Here is a 22,588-nt window from a genome sequence, read left to right as displayed (position 1 = left end):
GGCCATCTACATAGTCAGATGCTCGACAATCTGATCAAGACACCCGAGCAAATCCGCAAAATCAAGGACTGTAAATCTCATCCTGAGATCCTTGGCATTCGTCAAAGCCTCCCAAACCCAGCCGCGGCTGAAACCTATGGCATCCGGCGTGCAAGGCGCACCAGCCTCCGCCAGGGCATGCCTCACCCTCTTTGGATCAGGCGCGATCTTCCGCAGCATAGCAACGATCTCATCCCAGCGGCCAAAAACCTCTCGTAGCTTCGCCTCCCGTTCCTCCCAGGAAAGGTATTTGCCAGCGGTCTCAGCGATGGCATCCTCAGCCAGGGGGCCGTAAAACCGCCGTATTCTGACCTCCCGTTCTTCTCGCGAGGGGTGCCTTTCCTTCAGCTTGGAGAGATCGAATGAGCCAGGATCGAGCTTTAACACTTCACGATATAGTTTCGCGACAAGGACTGCGGCAACGCCCACCTTGACGCCATGAAAAGGCTGCGGCCGTCCTTCACGAAGAGATTTCATTTCCCAATAGTGTGAAATATGATGCTCCGCGCCTGAAGCGGGACGTGAATTGCCTACCATCAACATGGCTATCCCAGACCAGACCAGCCCTTCTGTCAGACTCTTGATGGCAGCCTTTGTGCGCGCCTTGATCTCCGCACTCTTCTCGAGACATTCAAATGCGATGGATCTTGCGATGTTGGCGGCGAATTCACAGTAATATTCACTATTTACGAGCTTTGAAAGCACCCAATCGCTTCCTGCGGTAAGCTTTCCAAGAAGATCGCCATATCCGGCGGCTATCATATCAGAAGGGGCCCGTGCCAGTACAGATAGGTCAGCGAACACGGCCAGGGGAGGAGCCGCTGGCAGCGTTTTCTTGAAACCGCCAAGCAAGAGCGCTGCCACCGAAGATGTATAGCCATCCATTGATGGAGCTGTGGGAACGCCGATATATGGCACGCTTGCCTTGAAACTGGCATACTTCGTGATATCATTGATGGTCCCGGAACCTACGGCAATGGCAAAGCCATAACGCGCTCTGGATGATCCGACCTTGGCCGCATCGTTGAAGTCTATTCTCGCCCGTGAATCATAGGCCAGCGCTGGCATATCCGAAAGCCGTGCAAGGACTTTTCTTATGGCTTCTTCATCCGCCTCGAGCACGTTATGATCGCCCGCGGTATTTTGATTATCTCCAGCATCGTCATTACACCCTGCGCGCTGATCGCCCTCGCCATCGGGATTTCCCCCGACATTTCCGCTGCACCCTGCTCCCTGGTTGCCCCTTACACTCTGATCGCTCCCTACACTACCGTCAGTTTTCCCCAGGATCAAAACATCGACATCGCAACCAGCGCGCTCGAGAGCTTCCCTCGCGGCTTCTCCGGCCACTGCATAGGTATTCCGGTCCGCGACGAGAAGTGCCTTTAAACCCGAATCTCCAGCCGGGAATTTGGGCCGCCCGACAAACCCACCCATGCGCGCGGCGATAAATTCACCCATGCGTGCAGTGACAAACTCGCTCATGCGCTCCATCGCGTCATCCGCTATAACAACCTGTTGAATGGGCACATGATGTTTCCTGCCGCATTCGCAATTAAATGACCTGCCCAACAATTCCTCTATATGTCTCATGCTATTTTTCATGCTTCGCCCCCGGTGATCACAAGCGGACCTGCCTCCTCAGGCGGATATTGCGCCTCCGATGGGCCCTCCCTCTCGGGCGGGCCTCAATCTCTCAGGCAGATCGTATCTGTTAGATGAACCTCACCCTCTCAGGTTGATCTTTCCCCCCGGACAGGCCTTACCCCCTAACTTCAGCCTTTATCGCCTTCAAAACCTTCATCACATCGTTCGCCCCGCGGCCGAGATAATCATGTAGCTTGCGATATTCGCGGAAAAGCTTCTGGTATATTCTATGATTTTCCATATCGGGCCTGAAAACTTCATCCTTCAGGTGTGCCATGTGTTTTGCGGCATCCACAATATTATCATAGCCCCCCGCCGCCTTGCCTGCCGCCACAGCTCCGAACATGGCTGAACCGAGAGCTGGAGTCTGAGATGAGGCTGATACCCTGATTTCCCTGCCCGTGACATCTGCATAAATATGCATGAGGAGCTTATTCCTCTCCGGCAATCCCCCGCATGCATATAGCTCCTTTATCGGAATGCCCTTCTCTTCAAAAGCGAGGATTATCGTATATGTGCCAAACGCAGTTGCTTCGATGAGAGCCCGATATATCTCTTCAGGCTTCGTGGCGAGCGTGCACCCAATAAGGAGTCCTGTGAGATCCGCATCAACAAGTATGGACCTGTTTCCATTCCACCAATCAAGGGCAAGAACTCCACTTTCGCCCGGCTGAAGGGCTTTCGCTTTCCCCTCGAGCAATTCGTGTATATTCATGCCGCGCTCGCAGGCTTCTTGTTCATATCGTCCCGGGACACAATTTTCCACAAACCAGGCGAAAATATCTCCAACCGCCGACTGGCCAGCTTCATACCCATAGAAACCAGGCAGAATACCATCTTCGACCACTCCGCACATGCCTTCCACGAGCCTGAGTTCATCGCTGACTACCATGTGGCAAATGGAGGTTCCCATGACCATAACCATCTTGTTGGGCTCAACAACTGTTGTCGCCGGAACTGCAACATGCGCGTCAACATTCCCCACAGCGACAGCTGTCCCAGGGATGAGACCAATCTTCCGGGCCATCTCTGGGGTTATTCCTCCGGCTCTTGTTCCCAGCGGCGTGATGACGCGCGACATCTTTTCATCCACAACATGCTCAAGCCTCGGGTCCAGAGCCTTGAAGAACTCGTTACTTGGAAATCCCTCTCTTTTACTCCATATTGCCTTATACCCCGCGGTGCAGGAATTGCGAGTCTCAACCCCAGTGAGCTGCCAGACCACCCAGTCCGCCCCTTCGATGAAACGATCCGCGGCCTGATAGATCTCCGGCGCCTCATCTAGCACTTGCCATACCTTCGGGAAGAACCATTCAGATGATATCTTGCCGCCATAGCGAGGAAGAAATCCCTCACCCCGCTCGCGGGCTATGGCATTCAGCTTATTGGCCTCAGGCTGGGCTGCATGGTGTTTCCAAAGCTTCACCCATGCATGAGGATTGCTCCTGAATCTTTCATCAAAGCATAATGGAGTTCCATCTGCATAGGTGGGGAGAATTGTGCAGGCCGTGAAATCAATCCCAATCCCTATCACATCATGGGGGTCCACTCCTGACTCTTTGAGAACCGCCGGAATCGTAAATTCAAATGTCCTGAGGTAATCCGCCGGATCCTGAAGGGCGAAATCTGGTGGCAGCTTGGTATTCCCATCTGGCAAGACCTCATCGATCACGCCATTTGAATATTTGTAGACAGCCGTCGCTATCTCTTTGCCAGTAGCAACATCCACGAGCACCGCCCGGCCCGATTCCGTCCCAAAATCCACGCCAATTGAATACTTTATTGAGCTACTCACAAGCGACCGGCGCAGTTCACCTCCCGAAAAGAGGAATGCGCCTTCCCCCTCCTTTTCATTCACCTCTTATATGAAATACGGCCCAGGAGGTCAAAATCCTCTTCTCCCGACGCCAGTCCCTCCCATGCTCTCCAGGAGGATGGCCGTCCCAAAGCAGGATTTCATCATACCATGGCAAAATATCTGATTTGCCGGGCATAGTCCGTTATTGTTTTGCCAGATATAATCCGCAATTGTCTCATATTGAAATATGCAAGAAAACCCAGATGGAAGGTGAAGCATGATGAAAGTCCTGATGATACTTGGAAGTCGTAACCCCAACGGGCAGACAGCAAGAGCGGCGGAAGCATTTCTCGAGGGCATAGCTAGTGAAGGAGGCCAGGCCGAAAAGGCGTTTTTGCCACAAATGAATATTGAAAGGTGCCATCAGTGTGAGGATAATGGCTGGGGCACCTGCCGGACAGATGGCAAATGCAAGGTCGAGGATGATTTTTCCCACTTGGTTGACAGGATCAGGCAGGCTGACGCGGTCGTCTTTGCCACACCGGTATATTTTGGTGATCTGAGCGAAAGCATGCGCGCCTTCCTTGATCGCTTGCGCCGAATTTGCAGTCACGAGACTGGCAAGGATAGAATCGCCAATAAACCTGCCATCGGAATCTGTGTCGCGGGCGGCAGAGGCGGCGGGGCGCCATCTTGCTCTGCCAGCATGGAAAAGATAGTCCGAACATGCGATTTCGACCTGGTGGACATGGTCCTGGCACGCCGCCAAAATCTCGAAATGAAGCTACCCATCCTCAAGGCTACTGGCAAATGGCTGGCAAGCATGATTAATTAATCAGAGATCTAATTCCTGGCGCAGGTACAAGGCTCTCTGCCGGCTTGTCAGATCTCCCCGGCATTCCTCCTTGCCTGCGCCTCCTCATACAATGAGGGTAGATACTTCGCATAGAGATCCTCATTGAATTCCAGAGGATTCTTTCGTCTAAATGCATGAAGCCTCTCATAGTCAAACTCCCCGACCACGATTTCCTCTGAATCGAATGTCTTTGCTCTGGCGATAAAACCATCCTGGTTGGGAGTGAGTTCTAATGGAGCGAGCAGACAGCTCCTTCCCGTGAAGGTGATTCCCATGAAATGACCAACCATATTGGCCCCGACCCCATAGACCTGGCTTTCTTGCACCCTTGGCCAGATCCCGCGCATGGTGCGCCAGAAATAATACTCTTCGCTATTTGCCGATGGGATGATCACGAGATCTGCCCCTTTCAGGAGGGCTATACGAAACGTCTCGAAATATGTGGCATCCATACAGATGGGAAATGCCAGCCGGCCCAGTGGAGTGTCCACAACCTGAATATCATTTCCGGTTGCAAACCCCCATTTGGATTCCAGCTGCACCAAATGGACCTTTTTCTGCCTGGAAATCAATCTTCCATCAGGCCCGTAGAAATAGAGCATATTATACATTCGCTTATCGTCATCTTCGAGGATAGCGCTTCCTGTGATGATATACACCCCAAATCTTCTGGCTAACGTAGAAAAAGCGGTCTCATAGATTCGTTTCACCGCAGGCGAAATGGACCTGAACACCTCAGAAACTCTGACTTCCTCTCCAACCATCTGACTTATGGCTTCTTCTATGGTGCCGCTGGCCATTTTCTCGATACCAGGAATAAGAGATAAGAGGTGGGTTCCTGAATACTCCGGGAAGACCACCAGCTGCGCGCCTTCTTCAACGGAACGTCTAGTCAGCTCATACAATTTCTCAACGTATTCTCTTGCCCCTTTTACCAGGTGAAGCTTCATCTGAACGGCCGCGACTCTGATGCGAGGCGAAGGCAACCTATCGCAATTGTCGCTCCTTGTTATGCGTTTTTCTCCGATGATTCTTGATACCAGGGAAGGGCGAGACTTGATCATAAGGAAGGAATTGAAGAGCTTTTCTTTGCACCAGTCTTTCATCCCCATTTCGCCCCATCCCCTCCTGTTGACCTAGAGTCAGACCTGTCCTGGACGAAAGCCTGCGGATCTGGCCAGGCCGAGCGATGGTAGATCCCGGGGAAATAGCGTTTATAGAGGTCTAGATTCATCTGGTCGAAGATATTGAATTTCTGTATCGTTTTCTTAAGGGCCTCGGGAGACAGCTCAGCCACTAAGATAGATTCGGAAAATGTATCGGAAACCCGGCTCAAAATTCCACTTTCATCCAGAGTCATCTCACACGTGGCATAAATCGTGGATCGCCCCTCAAATTCGATAGAGCCTATCCTTCCTACAAGACAGCTCTCCAACGCGAAAACTTGATTCTGCTGCACTTCCTGCCACATCCCACGAACTTGGTCCCATTCCAAGTATGGCTTCTCTACCGCCATGGGCGCCACCAAAATCTCGGCCCCCTTAAGGGCGAGAATCCTCGAGACCTCAGGATACCATGCATCTGAGCCGACAACGAAACCTATCCGCCCAAGCGGGGTGGTAAATACCCTCAGATCATTATCCCTTGCATAGCCCAATGCCCGCTCCGCTACATTTCGATGGGTCTGGCCTTGCCAGCCGATGAGGGCGCCATCGGGCGAAAGGAGATACGCTGTATTCAGGGGACCATGCGGAGTGGGAACGGTGACACTTGCCCCGGCGATGAATACCTTATGCTTTCCTGCCAGGTCTCGAAGAATATCCAACCATTGCTCCACCGCAAGGCCTCTATAGGAGGGCAAAGCTATAAGCTCAGCGCCCTGATGGCACGCCTGCCGGAAAAGCTCATCTAGGTGTTCCATAAATTCTAAGGGCGAGGAATACGGGCCGGCCGAGAGTTGAATGCATGCAGCCATTATTGCCCTATCCATGCTCCCACTTCCCTCCAAAAAGGTCAGGCCTCTCGATGATGGACACCTATACTCATAATCGGATTAAGGTTGGGCCAAAGTGTATTCTCGCGGCAACTTATCATGGACTTACATGCCAGAGCGTTGGCGGAAAAGATGCGTTTGCCTTTCGCCTAGTACTGTACCATGGGATTGCCTAATATGCAAGAGCGGCCCGGTTTCCCGCCCCATTAGATTTTACGCGAACCATAGAGAGCATCGTCCATAGACCGATATTCAGCTGAAATCATAGGGAGGCTGTTGGGGAAACCACTCGGGGGATGGTTTCCCCAACCTGAGTAGGAGGATGAGGAAGAAATATATGCAGCTTCGACTGATGCAGCTTCAGACTGTTATGCAGTCCCTGCCATGTCGGGTTCTTTCATTTTATATCCAATGCCCCGCACTGTGACTATATATTTAGGCTCGACCGGATCATCTCCGATTCTCTGCCTCAACCTGGCAACATGCACATCCACTGTCCTTGTATCGCCAACATAATCATAACCCCACACTTTTTCCAACAGCACCTCACGCGTAAGCACAATGCCGGGATTGGACATGAACATCAATAGTAGTTCATATTCTTTGCGGGTGAAATCTAACGGATGATCCTTCCGCCAGACAGTGCGACGTCTCAAATCCAATCTGAGGTCACCAATACAAATCTCATTTCCTTTCGGATCCGGATTGCTACCACTACATCGCCTCAGGACCGCCTTGACCCTGGCGACAAGCTCGCGGGGACTGAATGGTTTCGTAATATAATCGTCAGCGCCAAGCTCAAGTCCCACAACTCTATCAACGATCTCTACTTTAGCTGTCACCATGACAATCGGGACAACCATCTCTTTTCTGATGCTCCTAAATACATCATATCCGCTGATTTCCGGCAGCATCAAATCAAGTAGTATCAGATCGGGCTTTTCGGACAAAGCCTTATTTATCGCCGACCTGCCATCATAGGCGGCCAGGGTCTCAAATCCTTCCTTACGCAGAGCGAAATCTATAAGCTCAACTATAGAAGCTTCATCATCCACGATTAGGACTTTCTTGCTCATTTAGCCGACCACCTCAGGCGGATTTGATCGCGCCCCTCGACCATCAGTATTGAATAGCGGTATTACAGCGGAATTACGGATAGGTTAATAATTTTTTACAGGGAAGTGAAGTTTACCATCTATCAGCCATAGCGAAGCAAAGGTCAAAGAAAAAAGCGGCGCGGGACCTCATGTCCTGCAGTCCCATGCCGCTAGCTGAGGTTATGCATTTATGTCGAATCGGCCTATGACTTCTTGCCTCGGCCCCCATTTCCCTTGTTACCCTGCGGGCCACCCCCATTACCGCTATTACCTTGACCGCCGCTGGTATTGCCGTCCATGTTACTATTTCCTTTGCCGTTATTCTTTTTGCCGCTGGATGAACCATCTCCGCCGCTCTTCGTACCGTCATCGGATGAACCACCTGCGCCATTTGTCATCTTATCATCCTGTTTGCCTTGTTGCTTCACTTCCTTCGCCGCGTCCCGCAGCCGCTCTCTGAGTTCGCTCCTCTGCATGATGGTTTTCATTTCCCTCACGCCCTTAGGATCTATGCCAAGGAGCGCAAAGACGTCCTGCCAGTTGCGATTTTCCTGGCGTAATTCAAGGGCCCTATTGAAGGCGTTTGGGTCCTCCGCGGCCACTGCAACAGAGAGAGCCACAAGGATATCCTGCTTTTTCGCGCCAGATTGCAAAAGCGCCACAAGCTCTGAATCTTCAAGATCGAAATTGGCGGCGATGAGCTCAGAAGCAGTAGCTTCTTCCAACTCGCCTCCATCAATAATTTGCCCATGCCTTGCTTTCCCAATCACCTGACTTGCGGCGTGACCCAATTTCGCGGGTTCGATATCCAGGTTCTTTGCTATCTCGCCCCAGCCCTGACCCGACTCGGCCATTGCCACTACTTCATCCAGAGTCTTGCCAGAGGAATATGCAAGGCTTGCAGCGATTGCGATCTCTCCCCATCCCATGCCTCCTGCCCGGAGCTCAAGAATGGCCTCAATAGAAAGATTGAGCTCAGGATATGCAGCCACGATGTTCGACGCGAAAACCTCGTCATATGCGCCATCAGCAGTTGAAGGTTCCTGTGCAGAAGAGACGCCTGCGAGGGCTAAAAGAAGGATGGCGAGGAGCCCCAACCTTAAACGATAGGTCCACCTTTTCGACATTTCTCTCCCCCCATGAGATAGAAGTGATTCCCAGGCCCATCATCCCGGGAATCATCCATTTTACTAAAAGTATTCGGCGTATTATGGGATTTTTTAGGGGTATTTCTCAGCCCTTCTGAGGCTTTCCTCAAGGGGAGCTCACACCTGCCCCATCCCATTGCATCGTTACCCTATGCACCAATTGATGTCATTTGCTAATTCCAGCTTGCCGCTGACAGCGGATCGAATCCCCGCGTCAAGAATAGCCATAGCGTCCAGATTCACGGGAAGGTCCAATGTCGGGTGAAGAGGTTCTCCTGTCTCTAGGTGGTGAATCAATTCCTTCGCGGGATTGTCGCGTCCTTCCGGCAGCGCGAGATTCTCAAAGACATTCGTTGGCGAACTAGAGCCACGTTCCTTATATACCAAGACTCTCGAATGATCTACTACTATGGTCCCGTTGGATCCATATATGATCGGGCCAGTGGGGATCCCCGTGTGGAAGGTGGTCCATGTTCCCTCCAAAATGGCGACTGCACTAGGGAATCGAACGGCAATCACGGCATTGTCCTCAGCGTCCCCGTAGTGGCTGAGAAGATTAGCCTTGAGTCCGTAAGCCGCAACCGCCGGCTTGCCAAGATACCACCTGGAAAGGCATGCTCCATAGCAACAATAATCTAGAAGAGCTCCACCGCCGGGCTTCGCCTGGTGCCACCATTCTGCCCCCTTTTCGGCAGGGGAGATCTTCTGACCATACGCAAGAGGTCCCATCGAAGCGCCATTACGCCATTTGACTTCCCATATATCGCCGATTTCACCCGCATCTATCAAATCCTTGGCCTTTCTAATAGCAGGAGACCAGGTAGTAGGCCAGTTGACCATCAAAGTGACGCCCGCAGCCCTGGCGGCACGCGCCATACGAAGCGCTTCAGAGAGACTTGCGGCCATGGGTTTTTCGGTGAGCATATGGGCTCCTTTGGCCGCGATGGCCTCAGCTACCTCACCATGCCGGGCATTTTCGGGACAAAAGATGAGAATATCGAATTCTTCCTTGTCAAGCATTTCTCTGTAATCATCGTAGGCCTTTGGAATACCAGTTACCTCCAAGGCCCGCCTGAGGTTCGCCTTGCGAGTCGCAGGTTCTGTGGAAATAGAGGGCACTTCCGGCACCGTATCTGCGCATGCTATCCATTGAACATCAGGCAGTTCTGCAAAAGAGTCAATGAGACTATTGACATGCATGTGAGCGAAGCCGATGACGCCAAGTCGATAGATCTTGTTAGCTCCGGCCATTCCTCTTCCTCCTCCGCGGAAATTCCACCCACAGGACCAATGGATGTCGCTATGCCGTTAGTGAGCCATGGCGCATCCCCTATGGGTCTTTATACTATATTCCACGCAAACCGAGCTTATCCCTTCATGGCCGCTGCAACTAAAGCGACGGCACTCACCGTGATGACGGTGATACCTGCGATTGCGCTTATGACAAGCCCGATTACCCATTTATTAATTCCGCGGACTTCCCTATGCAGGTCTCCAACCTCGCCCTTAAGCTCGGACTTCAGAGCGCTGATCTCAGTTTTTACCTCAGACCGAAAAGCGTTGATCTCGTTGTTGACGTCGGACCGAAAAGCGTTGATCTCGCTCTTGACCTCAGACCGGAGACTGGCTATCTCACCCCTTAGGCTATCTACCACCTGTTCGACATGCTCCGCCATATGACGAAGCGAATCTCTCATTTCGGACATATCGCGGTCAAGCTTGTCGAGATACTTCTCTTGCCAATCCACCCCTTGCCTCTCCCCCTCTCCTTCGTCTGAAGTTTCATGAGATGCAGCCTGTTCCTTCAAGCCTGATAAGGGCGCCATATCATTTTCCTCCTTTATTCCGGATCTTTGATATGGCTCATGGATATGAGGTAGCGCCATAGTAAACTCTGCCCCCTATATCTCGTTCTCCCCGGCAGCAATCAAAAGTTGATCTCTCCCATATCCAAATCATACCATGTATTTTTCCAAATTGCAACAGCGTCGCCACATCATGACGCGAGATTGCCGTCCGCCCGGCCCCAAAAATAGCCGGAATCGTGACTATATGCCCATAGATGATTGATGGCACCGGCGAAAATCGCATGGGGGAACTGGGTTGAGATATTTCTACGATCTTCAAAAGCGAGCGCATGAAGGTAACATAGAAATAAGGAGTGGCGCTCCCAGCGGAATTCGAATCCGCGTCGCCGCCTTGAAAGGGCGGTGTCCTAGGCCTCTAGACGATGGGAGCGAATGAATGGTGAGCCATCGGGGAATCGAACCCCGGACACCCGGATTAAAAGTCCGGTGCTCTACCGACTGAGCTAATGGCCCGGATACCATCCTATATACTACCTGGTGGAGCGAGTTTTGTCAAGTAACGTAAAACGCCGCGAATCGCCACAAAATACCTCAAACATAGGATGTTGATAGCGCCTTTGAAGCCAAGGGGATGAGTGTGGTCTCCTGCAGAAGGTCATTTAGCGGTTACTCAAGGTTTATTGATTATCCTTGTATTTGTCTACATAGAGACTTCCCTTTGTGTCAAGGGCGGCCAAGACCACCCGGTCAGCCGTGGTTCCGCGATTTTGAAACTGTTGGGTGAGCCACTCTACGGAAAGATTGTTGCGCTCAAGATTTGATTTGATAACCTGACCTTCTAGCACCAGTATAGAATGAAGCCCTTCATATTGAGTCGGCAGCTTAATGTTATAAGAATGCCAACCAACAATTTCCGGAGTGGCCTGGCAAAAAGAGCCGCCCATGAAGTCAACAAAGACAAAAGACTGAAAACAAAGATGGCAAGCATGGTATCGAGGGCACTAAGCCTCAAATTGTAGGCCATATCCGCTGCCATGGAACCCAGAGTTATCCTTGCCGCAAGATCAATATGAGATAGTGGCGAGACCACCTCCCCTATGATTCTCGTCGCGACGAGAATTCCCGCAAATGCCGCAATGGTCCTGAAAATAACCTCCATGGGATGTATCATTTATCGCTTTGGTTCCCTCCCCCGTCATTTCGGCCTTGTAGAGTGGATAATATAAGGCACGGGACCATCATTGAGTGTGGTATAATAAACGAGTTCCCCCTCCTCGACCCAACTCCCATCGCCCGGAGGGCTTGCTACCCTGCCTATTCCCTTCTTTTTATCGCCAGTTACCACCTCAACCAGCACGTCTACTGTTTCCCCAGTATAGTTTTGGGGCTCGACTGGCAAGATCGCCCTTACCTTGCCCTTATCGCCAATATTTACATCATTATCGTAAAAGGCCTCTTCCCGAGGCTCATGCGGCTCGCGTTCATGATCAGGCATCTCGCGCATACCTCCTCGCCTTCGACCAATTTGATCACCTATAGTATGCATTCATCGTACGACGAGCATACCTATCAGACCGCTTGCCATAAAAGGAGAATCATCATCCCCCTTTTAGATCCTCCATAAGTAAGATAGCCTCAGCGATCTTGCGCATGGATACCCCTTTGTCCATGCTTCTCTTCTGAATAAGCCGGTAGGCCTCGGCTTCAGAGATCCCAAGGCTCCTCATGAGATAGCCTTTGGCGCGCTCCACCACCTTACGCGTATCGAGGCGTTCTTCGAGCTGCCGGATCTTGTCTTGCAGGGATATGGTTCTCTCGTAGTTGGCAATGGCGAACTCTATGGTAGGAACTAGATCCTGCATAGCGATGGGTTTCATTATGCAGGCAAGGACCATTGATTCTCTGGCCTTTTCAACCATCTCCCATGTCATCTGAGATGCAATTATAACCGCCGGGCATAAACGGTCCTCCTCTAGAATCCTGGCAACCTCCAGGCCGCCTAGACCGGGCAGGTCGACATCTACCATGGCCACATCGGGCGTTGCGGCGCGAATAGCCCTCAAAGCCCCGTGACCATCTTGGGCTTCACCAGAGACAGCATATCCAGCGTCGATAAGCAATCTCTTCAATCTTCGCCTCGCTTGACTGTCAGCGTCAGCGATGAAAACATTCCTTTTAGGCATGGTGGCCCCCACTTCGATGGAGTTCAACTATGTTCGATCCAGCCCTAGAATTAGAATTTCGCCAGGTACTCGTCTAGCTCCCACTTGTGAACAAAGCGCGAGAATGCTTCCCACTCGAGCTGCTTGGCCTGGATGAACTTCTCATAGATGTGACGCCCGAGCGTGGCCTTTAGGAGTTCATCTTGAGACAAAGCCTCCAGCGCCGCCCCAAGTGAAGTGGGAAGACGCTTAATGCCCCTTTTCTCCAGCTCCTGGGGATCACTGTCGAATATATTCTCGTTGACCGGTTCAGGGGGCATAATCTTCCTCGATATGCCATCCAGCCCAGCCTTAATGGAACACGCAAGAGCCAAATATGGGTTGCATGTAGGGTCCGGGCCCCTGAGCTCGATCCTGGTGGCGTCGCCACGTTGAACCGGGATGCGGATCAGAGGACTCCTATTGCGAAAAGCCCATGCTGTGTGTGTAGGGGCTTCAAAGCCCGGGACGAGTCTTTTATATGAATTCACCGTCGGATTTGTGATGGCTGTAATAGCTCTGCTATGCTCCAATAAACCGCCAATGAAGTAAAGAGCCGTCTCACTTAGCTGATACGGCTTAATAGGATCGAAAAAGACATTTCGGCCATTTGAAAACAGCGAGTGGCTCAAATGTAGGCCTGATCCGTTTGTGCCAAAAAGAGGCTTGGCCATAAAACTTGCATATAGCCCATGCCGCTGCGCTATCGAACGTACCACGAATCTCATGGTGACAATATTGTCTGATGCCCGCAAGGCCTCGGTATGTCCGAAGGCGATTTCATGCTGTCCGGGGGATGCCTCATGATGTGAAGCTGCAACATCCATCCCCATTTCATCCATCACCAGGACCATGTCCCGCCTGGCATTCTCACCCAAATCAACTGGGCTGAGGTCAAAATAGCCTCCCCTGTCATGAGTTACAGTGGTTGGCCGGCCATTTTCATCTGTATGGAACAGGAAGAATTCACCCTCAACCCCGATATTGACTTGATACCCCATTGCAGCGGCCTCACTTAGCACGCGTCTCAGGGTCTGCCTCGGACAACCTTCAAATGCTGTTCCATCTGGATAACATATATCGCAAATTAGCCGCGCCACCGCGCCTTCACGAGGGCGCCATGGGAATACGGTAAACGTGGTAGGATCCGGCTTTAGCAGCATATCTGATTCTTCCACGCGGACAAAGCCCTCGATGGAAGAGCCATCAAATGTGACTCCGTCCCTCAGAGCGTTCTCGAGGCGTTCAACCGTTATAGCGACGTTCTTGAGAATGCCCAAAATATCAGTAAACTGAAGTCTAACAAACTTGACATCCAGCTCTTTTGCCATTGCAATTACGTCTTCGGCGGTATGTACCATCATATCAGACCCCTCCTTCGCATTTTTATGATATGTCTCCTGGCCCAAGAATACAAGATCCGCCCGCGAAGGGACGGATCTTTGCTTTTATATAGGAGGAGGTCGAGTTTCAAATGGCTACCCATGTCGACCTGCGCTTGAACCATCAAGATTCTATGAACCTGCCACCGCCGCGCTCGTTGCGGTAGGCGCTTGATCCAAGATCGCGTACGCATCCTCCCGGTCCAGCTCCGTAACATATGGAATTCCTGTCAGGGACGCCGCTTCTTCTGTGAGCGCCGCTATGTCATCACGCGAGATATAGTTTATCGCAAACTTCCTCGCGCCGCACATGAATTGTTTCAAACCATAGGCAACTCTATCAAAGTAGCTATATAACCCGATGGCAGCCTCAGGAATCCGCGCAAAATCTTTGCCATATTTCTTCCTGAGTTCAAAGGCACTCATGAAGATATCCTCAACGGTTTCCCCGTAATCCTTGAGGTCTCCTGGCAATTTGCCCTTAGCAGCAAGGCCTCCGATAGTCTTACCGACCATTACAGCTGTCAGAGGAGCTCGCGCCATGGCGACAGCCTTGATGTAAGGAGCACCAAGGGCTATCCCCTTGAACACTTGATCTTCCAGCACAAATCCGCCGGCGATTGCCACATCAGGCACGAATGCGCCACGGGAATCAAGGTAGCTTAAATACTGGTATACAAGGCTTTCAAGATAAACCGTCGGGATGCCCCACTCATTCATCATTCTCCAAGGGCTCATCCCGGTGCCGCCGCCGGCTCCGTCAACAGTGACAAGATCGATTCGCGCCTCTGAAGCGAAAGCAAGTGCCCTCGCCAGATCTACGGGTCTATAGGCGCCGGTCTTGAGGAAAACATATTTGGCGCCAGCCCTGCGGAGCTCGTTGACCCTAGATATGAAAGATTCATGATCAACCATTCCAATCCGTGAGTGACGTTCAAATTCCTTAAAGGCCTGCCTCTTGAAAGCAGCTTGGACTTCCTCATCCTCTGGGTCCGGCAATACCACATATCCCCGCGACTTCAATTGCAAAGCACGCTCGAGGGTGGGCAGCTTGACCTCGCCACCTATATCTTTGGCGCCCTGCCCCCATTTGATCTCAACAGCCTCAACCCCAAGTTTTTCAATGGCATATTCCTGGACCCCGAGTCGGGTATCCTCCACATTGGCCTGCACCACTATGGTTCCATATCCATCCTGCCAGTCCTTGAAAAGCTTGACCCTACGGGCGAGATCCGGAGCGTTTACCACACGACCGCCCTTGATCTCTGCATCAGGATCCATCGCCGCCACATTCTCCCCGATGGTTAGTATGGTGCCGGATATAGCAGAGCCGATGGCGAGGCCATCCCAATTATCCTTCGCGACACGCGTCGATCCGAGAGCAGCAACGAAAAATGGAATCCTCAGCTTTATCGGCCTGGCGCTCAAACCTGGTTCGCCATAACCGCCAACCTGAGTCTCCACATTTACTGCCGGAAACAGGGCTTTGTCGCTATCGGCCTCGATTCCCCACGCCCCTGCAGCCGTGCCCATAATGGTAAAATGAGATAAATCTACTGGATAATCTTTCTCAGACCCCGTTGTCATGGTGCCAAAAGGCTTAGGATAGATTACCTCTCTGCCCCTGATGGCTGACTTTCCTACCTCACAAAGCCCAGTACACCCATCGACACAAGTCACGCAAAGCCCTGTAGCAGGGCATACACTACCAGGTACACGATTCTTAGTGAGGGTCGCCGCACTGGAATTGATACCCTTACTATAACTCATTTTGCCCCCTCCTTGAAATACAAAACGCCCACACTTGGGGCCTTTCTGAAAAGGCCCGTCGTGTGGGCGCCATCACCCAGCACTCATGAGACACTTCATCGTGCCTAGGAAATCTTGATTTAATATAGATTATAACATAAATCTGACATGAGTCAATATATTCCGTGATGTCAGAACCACAAGGACATGTCAGCTATGAGCATTCGCTTGCGCCTACCTTGTCGGCAAGTGTATAATTGCACCAGAAACACTTGCTAGGGCGGCGCAGTAGATCTCTCGATCGCCTGCCCAGCAGCGGAGAGGGGGACATCCACGATCTGCCCGTCTATTCTATCACAGCATTCTGATTCTCTTTCTTCTAATATTGCTCATGACCATGATGAAGGTCAAGACCAGGACGAGACTAGCGGCAGGCAAGCAATAGATACCCATCAACATGACACGGTGGACCGCACAGCATTCGTAAGCAATGTCAAGAGACTCGTGGTGAAGGTTGGCAGCAGTTCACTTACATATGGTAATGGCAAGATCAATTTCTCACGAATGGATCACCTTGTCAGGCAGCTGGCGGATGTACGAAATCGAGGAATCCAGGTCGTTCTTGTGACTTCGGGGGCTATTGCCACCGGGATGGGAAGGGTCGGCCTCAGTAAGCGGCCATCCTGTCTCGCTGATAAACAGGCACTGGCGGCCATAGGGCAGGGGCTCCTGATGCAGATGTATGAAAAGCTCTTCAGTGAATATGGCTACATGGTCGGCCAGGTGCTCCTGACCCGGGAAGATATTTCGTCAGATGAGCGCCGGATAAATATAAAGAACACTTTCGATTCACTGCTGAACTTCGGCGCAATACCCATAGTGAATGAAAATGACACGGTCGCGGTTGAGGAAATCAAATTCGGAGATAATGACACATTATCTGCCCTTGTGGCGACTCTGATTGGAGCGGAAATGCTTATCCTGCTTTCGGATGTAAATGGGCTCTATACCGCCGACCCCCGAATCGATCAGAATGCCAAGCTTATTTCTATGGTGACGGAGATCTCAGAGAATATCCCGGGCACTACGGGGGGATCTGGCTCAGACTTAGGTGTCGGGGGAATGAAGACGAAGATCGAGGCAGCCCGCATAGCTACATCCTGCGGCGTGAACGTGGTGATCGCCAATAGTTCGGCCGATTCCGTAGTGTTAGAAATACTCGATGGAAAACAATGCGGCACGCTATTTATCGCGAAACCGCCCGCCAGGGCCACTCATTGATGTTTTACTAATGTTGGAAGAGGCTGGTGAAGAAAGATGGCTATAAACACCAAGCTTAAAGGAGAAGAGAATTCTCCATGGATGAATGAGATCTCACAGAAGACGCGGTTGGCGCAAGAAGCCTCTTGGGCGCTTGCAACCGCGTCAACAGAAGCGAAAAACCGCGCCCTCAACAGTATGGCCGATGCCCTTATAGATAATAGCGCGGCCATCCTTGCAGCGAATGGCGAAGATATGGAAAAAGCCAGGGCTTCTGGAGCGTCTAAGGCTTTCCTTGACCGCCTCCTTCTCACCCAGAAGCGTATCGAAGATATGTCGAAAGGACTTCGGGATGTGGCGGCCCTTCCTGATCCAGTAGGGGAAGTCGTTTCCTCCTGGACAAGGCCCAATGGGCTCCGCATAGAAAAGGTGAGGGTACCCTTTGGAGTTATTGCAATCATCTATGAAGCGAGGCCGAATGTCACGGCAGACGCGGCCGGCCTTGCGCTTAAATCAGGTAACGCTGTGATCCTCAGAGGAAGCTCCTCAACGCTTTCCTCAAACAGGGAAATCGTCAAGGTGTTGACTACCGCGCTGAAAGGCAGCGAGGTCCCCAAGGAAGCCATTCAATTGGTAGAATCACCCGGCCATGACGCTGTCTCTGAACTTCTCAAGAGACGCGACCGGATAGATGTGGTGATACCCAGGGGCGGCGCCGGACTCATCAACGCAGTCATTGAAAACAGTCGCATACCAGTCATTGAAACCGGGGTCGGCAATTGCCATGTCTTTGTAGATACATCAGCGGATATAGATATGGCCGAGAATATTGTCATAAATGCCAAGTGTCAACGTCCGGCTGTATGCAATGCTATGGAAACACTCCTGGTGCATGAGGCTATAGCCCCAAGGCTCCTCCCGGGGCTCGGAGCAAAGCTGCATGAATTAGGCGTTGAGCTCAGGGCCTGCCCCAAGGCGAAACAATACCTGCCAGGCGCATTGGATGCCGCAGAATCTGATTGGGAGACGGAATTTCTGGATCTTATATTGGCGGTCAAGATCGTCCGGGATGTGGATGAGGCTATAGAACATATTCGTCGCTATGGCACAAAGCACTCTGAAGCCATCGTCACAAAAGATGAAAAAGCTGCGCAGAAATTCTTGAATGAAGTTGATGCGGCAGCCGTGTATGTGAATGCCTCCACCCGTTTCACCGATGGCGGCGAATTTGGGTTCGGGGCAGAGATGGGAATAAGCACTCAGAAGCTCCACGCGCGGGGACCTTTAGGCCTCCCCGAGCTTACCACTATAAAATATAAGATTTATGGCCAGGGGCAAGTAAGGGGATAGGGGCGGCCATGCCGACGGGACCGCGCTACCAAAAATGAAAATACCTCCGGCAGGCAAGCCTATTTTGGAATAATCGGCCATACCGGCCCGGCCGGCGCCACCGAAGAATGAAAATGGCCATCGACTGTTTTCGAGGCGAATATTAAAAACTGGAAGTGACACTTTGTGACGCTCAGTGAGCTCATTTCTCATTCAGCCCTGCTTTTTCAGCAATACGGGGCATTGGGATTATCCGTTGTCGCCTTTGCTGAGGCGTCTTTTTTTCCGATACCCCCGGATATTATCTTAATTCCTTTGTGTCTTACATCGACCCGCCTTTCGCTCTGGTATGCTTTCCTGTGTACAGTGTCTTCCACGCTGGGCGGTTTTTTCGGATATCTGATCGGAGCCCGGGCGGGACGACCGTTACTGGAGAAATTCGCAGGAAAAGAACGGACCCGACAGACAGAGACCCTTTTCGGCAAATACGGCGGTTGGGCGGTTCTCATCGCAGCGCTCACCCCAATACCATATAAGGTGTTTACCATTGCTGCCGGCGTCTTCCGCATAGACAAGATGACGTTCTTATGGGCTTCCATCATCGGCCGGGGTATACGATTCTTCCTGGAGGCTCTACTTATAATGTTCATGGGCCAGGCAGCGACTCAGTTCTTGGCCAGATATTCTGGGCCCCTGACTTTCGGAATCGCCGGACTCCTGATCATCGGATATCTTCTGGCTAGATATGTTAAAGTCTTACTCTCAATGCAGAGATCACTTCATAAGGCGAGAATTCTCATCGAAAATAGACTCAGGAGGCTCACCGCTCCTGAGCTGGAGCTTGCAATCTTCATGGTCATGGGCCTCGCTCTTGGAGCGACCTTTCTATTCATTTTTGCAGAGATCGCTGAGGATCTCTATGAAAATGAGCTCAGCATGATGGACAACACTCTGACGATGTATGTAAGGGGCATATTCGGACCCGGCGCGATGAATATTATGCGCTTTCTTTCCATAATCGGATCGCCCATCGCTCTCCTGGGGTTATCCGTTGTCGCCACGTATTCTTTATACCGGCATTATGGTCACCGGACAGGACAATTGCCTTCATCAAATCGCATCTTAGCCGCCATCACTCCTCTAATGGCTGTCACGGGTGGCGGGATACTTGAAAGCATTCTCAAAGTAATCTTTGAACGTCCGAGGCCTGAATATCCCCGGCTGGTTGAAGCTGCCGGGTTCAGCTTCCCGAGTGGCCATGCCACGATCTCTACGGCTGTTCTCGGGGTCCTGGCCTATGAGATATTCACGATAATGAAAAGGGGCAGCGCTAGACTGCTTATTCTCCTGCTCACTCTCATTCTAATCTTGATGATCGGCGTAAGCAGGATTTACCTGGGCGTCCATTATCCAAGCGACGTGTTGGCCGGATTTGCCATAGGAGGATTTTGGGCGATATGCTGCATCATAGCCTCTGAGATGTCTAAGAGGAGATTAGGAAATTGAGGGATCGCGAGAATTCGCATTTTCTTTATCTGCAAGAAAGGCCGATCGCCTGCGGCATATACTTGCGAAGGAGAGGGTCCGAGTTAAGGCCGAGGTCGCCGTCAAACTAGGTCGTGGGGATATGGAGGTTGTGACGGGGGTTTTACCTGGATCCGATCTCTCAGATCAGGAAGTTCTTGTTGTAGCGCACCTTTGTCACCCAAGGCCAGGAACAAACGATAATGCCAGCGGCTGTGGCCTCGGCATGGAAATCGCTAGAGCTATTTCCACTCTTGTGGGAAGTAGGGTCCTTTCGAGACCCAGGAGATCTATAAGATTTCTCTTTGTTCCGGAAATGTACGGCACCGTCTCGTATATTGATGCTCACCCCGAGTGGCCCAAATCAGTCGTTGCAGGGATCAACCTGGATATGGTGGGGGAAGACCAGGCCTCCACTGGGTCGTGCTTCATAGTAACTTCGACGCCGTGGAGTTGCCCTTCGGCTGTAAATGATATAGCGGAATACTATACACGCAGGTTTTTTGACAAAAAGATCGGGTTTGACCCCGCATCTCCCGTACCTATACGACGTTACCGCATCTCTGGCTACGCCGGGGGATCAGACCACTACATACTTGTCGACCCGACAGTAGGGATTCCAACGGTTTTCCTCGGGCACTGGCCGGATAGGTTCTATCATTCCAACATGGACAGCATAGATAAAACAGACCCAGAGGAATTTAGACTGGTGGGCCTGGTGGCGGCTTCATATGTTCTCGATATAGCAAGTTTTGACAAAGAGCGGGCAAGGTTTGTGCTATCCCTCGTAGAGTCAGGTGCAAGGGCAAGGCTCTGGTCAGCCGCGCAGATGATAGCGGAACATATCGGCGCAAATGACAACGGATGGATCGGTTTTCTCGTGGAACGCGAGGAAGCAGCCTTACGATCAATTTTGGACCTAGTTTCCAGCGCGGAAATCCCCTCTGACTTGGAATCTGATTTGAACCAGGCTTGCGAGAGTCTTCGCCGCGAGGCCGAATATGTGAAGGAAAAGATCGGACGGCTATCATGCTCAATGGGCAAGAGAGATACCGGCGGTACTGGAGACGTATCTATGCGCATGGTGGGGCAACAGCCCCCAGTGACATTGACGGCCTCTGTGATCCCTGTGAGACATTTTCGCGCTCCCCTTGACATGAGCTGTTTCTGGCGGCAGATCAGTCCTGAAAGGACCGACTTCTACAAAAGGAGGGATAGGGAGGATTCTCTCTTTTTGTCAAAACTCTTTGAATTCGTCAATCTGATGGATTCTCGAAGGACGCTATCAGAAATAATACGGCGCGTGGCAGCCGAATTTGGCGAATTCAAAGAAGACGACGCCTCCAGGTTCCTCGACGATCTGGCGAGCTTGGGTTTGGCTGACTTGCTTTCGACCGAATGAATCCAGGGCCGCTAGTCCCGGACCCACGGGTGCTGGGCCATAGCAGATATTCTTGTGGTATTTGTCATATACCTGGCGCCAACGCAATGAGACTGTAGTAATTCTGTGATCATCTTGTTCCGCTGCTCATAGAATAAGCGAAAGGTCCGGCCCTATTCCGCGCTTTTGAGTGTGGGATGGGCCGGAAATATCAGACCCAGACTGAAATGGTACTGCCGCGGCACAGAGACCTACTCTAGGAGCGCTGGGACCTCTTCGCCGCTGCGGGCGCGTTCAATAAGCTCATCGGTACAGATTATCTGTCCTGTCTGTGCCGACATATTGGCCGCGATCGTGGCCGCGAGACTGTTAATCGCATCTCCTGGGGGCGATTTGATCAAACTTCGATCTCCGGTGGCCACCGCGGTCACGAAATCCCCAATTATATCTGTGGTGACGGTAAAGCCCTCAGTCTCAGGACCGAATTCCTCCCTCCCCTTCGGGGTCACCACTATGAGTTTGCTTCCAGCAAACCTCACCAGCACCTCTCGACCAATGATATCCAAAGTGGGCGGTTCGCCATGACCCAGAAACAAGGCATATGTACTGGAGAAATTCCCGACAGCGCCGGATTTATATTCATAGGTCACAGCATATCCATCCCAATTGTTGAATTCTTCGGGACCCCGGGCGTTGCGGGTGTAGCGGGAATACACCTTGACCACATCACCTGCAAAGACCCGAGAAAGATCGATAAGATGGGTCACCTGGTCAAAGATCTGGCCCCCTCCAGTTCTTACATCTTTAATGGATTCGACCAGCGGAACGGTGTGATAATAGAAACCGCGCACAAGCGCTATTCCCGAGCCTCCTAGTCGTTCGAGCGCAAGGCCAACAGCTGGATTATGTCGATACTGATAACCCACCTCACAAAGGCCCCTTGACCCCTGAGCCGCATCTACGATACGCAGCGCATCCCTCAAGGACCAGGCAAGAGGCTTTTCACACATGACGTTGAGACCTTTCTGTAGAGCCAAGACTGCCGGACCGGCATGCACAGGCGCCGGGGTCGCAACGATAACTGCATCGAGCGTTTCCTTATCAAGCATTTCCCTGTAATCGACATAAATCCGGGGAGCCCCCGCGATCCTGGCCGCCTCATCCGCCACCTCACGGACTATATCACATACAGCGGTGACGACCACATCATCACGTTTGACAAGCTGTCTTATATGATCCTTGCCCCGGCGTCCGGTGCCGATGATTCCGATGCGCAATTTCATATTCTATGACTCCTTTCTGTCCAGTAAAAGGTCACCATGAAAGAGAAGAGACCATACTGCTTCTTTGCGCTCTGCGGTGGAGAATATTAGGGA

Annotated in this window: 20 protein-coding genes and 2 tRNA genes; 5 read left to right on the top strand and 17 right to left on the bottom strand. The window is 51.7% G+C overall.

What is annotated here, in order from left to right:
- Window positions 1-6: 6 nt before the first annotated feature.
- Both HPY52_08640 and HPY52_08635 read right to left on the bottom strand, forming a co-directional pair.
- Complete coding sequence (locus tag HPY52_08640) at window positions 7-1,644, bottom strand: sn-glycerol-1-phosphate dehydrogenase (protein ID NPV80330.1); 1,638 nt, start codon at window positions 1,642-1,644, stop codon at window positions 7-9.
- A gap of 157 nt (window positions 1,645-1,801) precedes the next feature.
- Window positions 1,802-3,481 carry a ribulokinase gene (locus tag HPY52_08635; GenBank protein ID NPV80329.1) on the bottom strand — a complete coding sequence of 560 codons (1,680 nt, stop codon included), beginning with the start codon at window positions 3,479-3,481 and terminating at the stop codon, window positions 1,802-1,804.
- Window positions 3,482-3,761: 280 nt separating this feature from the next.
- On the opposite strand from HPY52_08635, the gene HPY52_08630 reads away from it, so the two are divergent.
- Window positions 3,762-4,319: a flavodoxin family protein gene (locus HPY52_08630; protein NPV80328.1), complete on the top strand. Its 558-nt coding sequence runs from the start codon at window positions 3,762-3,764 to the stop codon at window positions 4,317-4,319.
- A 47-nt stretch (window positions 4,320-4,366) separates the two neighbouring features.
- On the opposite strand, the gene HPY52_08625 is transcribed toward HPY52_08630, so the two are convergent.
- The 14 genes from HPY52_08625 to HPY52_08560 form a co-directional block, all read right to left on the bottom strand.
- A complete protein-coding gene (locus tag HPY52_08625; GenBank protein ID NPV80327.1) occupies window positions 4,367-5,452 on the bottom strand; it encodes a nitrilase in 1,086 nt (361 codons plus the stop codon).
- Window positions 5,443-6,330, bottom strand: a complete 888-nt coding sequence (locus tag HPY52_08620) for a hypothetical protein (GenBank protein ID NPV80326.1) — start codon at window positions 6,328-6,330, stop codon at window positions 5,443-5,445. The genes HPY52_08625 and HPY52_08620 overlap by 10 nt, the downstream gene beginning before the upstream one ends.
- Before the next feature lie 371 nt (window positions 6,331-6,701).
- Complete coding sequence (locus HPY52_08615; protein ID NPV80325.1) at window positions 6,702-7,409, bottom strand: response regulator transcription factor; 708 nt, start codon at window positions 7,407-7,409, stop codon at window positions 6,702-6,704.
- A 224-nt stretch (window positions 7,410-7,633) separates the two neighbouring features.
- Window positions 7,634-8,557, bottom strand: coding sequence for a hypothetical protein (locus HPY52_08610; GenBank protein NPV80324.1), 924 nt, complete (start codon window positions 8,555-8,557; stop codon window positions 7,634-7,636).
- A 165-nt stretch (window positions 8,558-8,722) separates the two neighbouring features.
- On the bottom strand, window positions 8,723-9,829 hold the full coding sequence (locus HPY52_08605; protein NPV80323.1) for a Gfo/Idh/MocA family oxidoreductase: 1,107 nt from the start codon (window positions 9,827-9,829) through the stop codon (window positions 8,723-8,725).
- A 116-nt stretch (window positions 9,830-9,945) separates the two neighbouring features.
- Window positions 9,946-10,404 carry a DUF1640 domain-containing protein gene (locus HPY52_08600; protein ID NPV80322.1) on the bottom strand — a complete coding sequence of 153 codons (459 nt, stop codon included), beginning with the start codon at window positions 10,402-10,404 and terminating at the stop codon, window positions 9,946-9,948.
- A 336-nt stretch (window positions 10,405-10,740) separates the two neighbouring features.
- Window positions 10,741-10,816: transfer RNA gene (locus HPY52_08595), tRNA-Glu, on the bottom strand.
- Between the two features lie 7 nt (window positions 10,817-10,823).
- A tRNA-Lys gene (locus HPY52_08590) sits at window positions 10,824-10,899 on the bottom strand.
- Window positions 10,900-11,063: 164 nt separating this feature from the next.
- Complete coding sequence (locus HPY52_08585) at window positions 11,064-11,231, bottom strand: hypothetical protein (protein NPV80321.1); 168 nt, start codon at window positions 11,229-11,231, stop codon at window positions 11,064-11,066.
- Window positions 11,225-11,557: a hypothetical protein gene (locus HPY52_08580; protein ID NPV80320.1), complete on the bottom strand. Its 333-nt coding sequence runs from the start codon at window positions 11,555-11,557 to the stop codon at window positions 11,225-11,227. The genes HPY52_08585 and HPY52_08580 overlap by 7 nt, the downstream gene beginning before the upstream one ends.
- 24 nt (window positions 11,558-11,581) lie before the next feature.
- The gene (locus tag HPY52_08575) at window positions 11,582-11,881 is read right to left on the bottom strand and encodes a hypothetical protein (GenBank protein NPV80319.1); all 300 of its coding nucleotides are present in this window, start codon (window positions 11,879-11,881) and stop codon (window positions 11,582-11,584) included.
- Between the two features lie 103 nt (window positions 11,882-11,984).
- The gene (locus tag HPY52_08570; protein ID NPV80318.1) at window positions 11,985-12,569 is read right to left on the bottom strand and encodes an ANTAR domain-containing protein; all 585 of its coding nucleotides are present in this window, start codon (window positions 12,567-12,569) and stop codon (window positions 11,985-11,987) included.
- 50 nt (window positions 12,570-12,619) lie between these two features.
- On the bottom strand, window positions 12,620-13,948 hold the full coding sequence (gene glnA / locus HPY52_08565; protein NPV80317.1) for a type I glutamate--ammonia ligase: 1,329 nt from the start codon (window positions 13,946-13,948) through the stop codon (window positions 12,620-12,622).
- A 153-nt stretch (window positions 13,949-14,101) separates the two neighbouring features.
- Complete coding sequence (locus HPY52_08560) at window positions 14,102-15,739, bottom strand: FMN-binding glutamate synthase family protein (protein NPV80316.1); 1,638 nt, start codon at window positions 15,737-15,739, stop codon at window positions 14,102-14,104.
- Window positions 15,740-16,183: 444 nt separating this feature from the next.
- Here HPY52_08560 and proB point away from each other — a divergent pair, with 444 nt between their 5' ends.
- The 4 genes from proB to HPY52_08540 all read left to right on the top strand — a co-directional run bounded on the left by proB (window position 16,184) and on the right by HPY52_08540 (window position 21,233).
- Window positions 16,184-16,999, top strand: coding sequence for a glutamate 5-kinase (gene proB / locus HPY52_08555; GenBank protein NPV80315.1), 816 nt, complete (start codon window positions 16,184-16,186; stop codon window positions 16,997-16,999).
- A gap of 81 nt (window positions 17,000-17,080) precedes the next feature.
- Window positions 17,081-18,328 carry a glutamate-5-semialdehyde dehydrogenase gene (locus HPY52_08550; protein NPV80314.1) on the top strand — a complete coding sequence of 416 codons (1,248 nt, stop codon included), beginning with the start codon at window positions 17,081-17,083 and terminating at the stop codon, window positions 18,326-18,328.
- Between the two features lie 165 nt (window positions 18,329-18,493).
- Complete coding sequence (locus HPY52_08545; GenBank protein NPV80313.1) at window positions 18,494-19,813, top strand: phosphatase PAP2 family protein; 1,320 nt, start codon at window positions 18,494-18,496, stop codon at window positions 19,811-19,813.
- Between the two features lie 130 nt (window positions 19,814-19,943).
- Window positions 19,944-21,233: a DUF4910 domain-containing protein gene (locus HPY52_08540; GenBank protein ID NPV80312.1), complete on the top strand. Its 1,290-nt coding sequence runs from the start codon at window positions 19,944-19,946 to the stop codon at window positions 21,231-21,233.
- Window positions 21,234-21,463: 230 nt separating this feature from the next.
- On the opposite strand, the gene HPY52_08535 is transcribed toward HPY52_08540, so the two are convergent.
- Window positions 21,464-22,495 (bottom strand): Gfo/Idh/MocA family oxidoreductase, encoded by a 1,032-nt coding sequence (locus HPY52_08535; protein ID NPV80311.1) that lies wholly within the window; start codon window positions 22,493-22,495, stop codon window positions 21,464-21,466.
- Between the last annotated feature and the right edge of the window lie 93 nt (window positions 22,496-22,588).

This window comes from Bacillota bacterium (genome assembly GCA_013178415.1).
GTDB lineage: Bacteria > Bacillota > SHA-98 > Ch115 > Ch115 > Ch115.
This window is presented reverse-complemented; position numbering and strand designations above follow the sequence as displayed.

What these genes read in the sequence shown, in the direction of transcription:
- HPY52_08640 (NPV80330.1), bottom strand. Translation starts at nt 1,644, where the DNA reads ATGAAAAATAGCATGAGACATATAGAGGAATTGTTGGGCAGGTCATTT.
- HPY52_08630 (NPV80328.1), top strand. Translation starts at nt 3,762, where the DNA reads ATGATGAAAGTCCTGATGATACTTGGAAGTCGTAACCCCAACGGGCAG.
- HPY52_08625 (NPV80327.1), bottom strand. Translation starts at nt 5,452, where the DNA reads ATGGGGATGAAAGACTGGTGCAAAGAAAAGCTCTTCAATTCCTTCCTT.
- HPY52_08620 (NPV80326.1), bottom strand. Translation starts at nt 6,330, where the DNA reads ATGGATAGGGCAATAATGGCTGCATGCATTCAACTCTCGGCCGGCCCG.
- HPY52_08615 (NPV80325.1), bottom strand. Translation starts at nt 7,409, where the DNA reads ATGAGCAAGAAAGTCCTAATCGTGGATGATGAAGCTTCTATAGTTGAG.
- HPY52_08610 (NPV80324.1), bottom strand. Translation starts at nt 8,557, where the DNA reads ATGTCGAAAAGGTGGACCTATCGTTTAAGGTTGGGGCTCCTCGCCATC.
- HPY52_08605 (NPV80323.1), bottom strand. Translation starts at nt 9,829, where the DNA reads ATGGCCGGAGCTAACAAGATCTATCGACTTGGCGTCATCGGCTTCGCT.
- HPY52_08600 (NPV80322.1), bottom strand. Translation starts at nt 10,404, where the DNA reads ATGGCGCCCTTATCAGGCTTGAAGGAACAGGCTGCATCTCATGAAACT.
- HPY52_08580 (NPV80320.1), bottom strand. Translation starts at nt 11,557, where the DNA reads ATGATACATCCCATGGAGGTTATTTTCAGGACCATTGCGGCATTTGCG.
- HPY52_08575 (NPV80319.1), bottom strand. Translation starts at nt 11,881, where the DNA reads ATGCCTGATCATGAACGCGAGCCGCATGAGCCTCGGGAAGAGGCCTTT.
- HPY52_08570 (NPV80318.1), bottom strand. Translation starts at nt 12,569, where the DNA reads ATGCCTAAAAGGAATGTTTTCATCGCTGACGCTGACAGTCAAGCGAGG.
- glnA (NPV80317.1), bottom strand. Translation starts at nt 13,948, where the DNA reads ATGGTACATACCGCCGAAGACGTAATTGCAATGGCAAAAGAGCTGGAT.
- HPY52_08560 (NPV80316.1), bottom strand. Translation starts at nt 15,739, where the DNA reads ATGAGTTATAGTAAGGGTATCAATTCCAGTGCGGCGACCCTCACTAAG.
- HPY52_08550 (NPV80314.1), top strand. Translation starts at nt 17,081, where the DNA reads ATGAATGAGATCTCACAGAAGACGCGGTTGGCGCAAGAAGCCTCTTGG.
- HPY52_08535 (NPV80311.1), bottom strand. Translation starts at nt 22,495, where the DNA reads ATGAAATTGCGCATCGGAATCATCGGCACCGGACGCCGGGGCAAGGAT.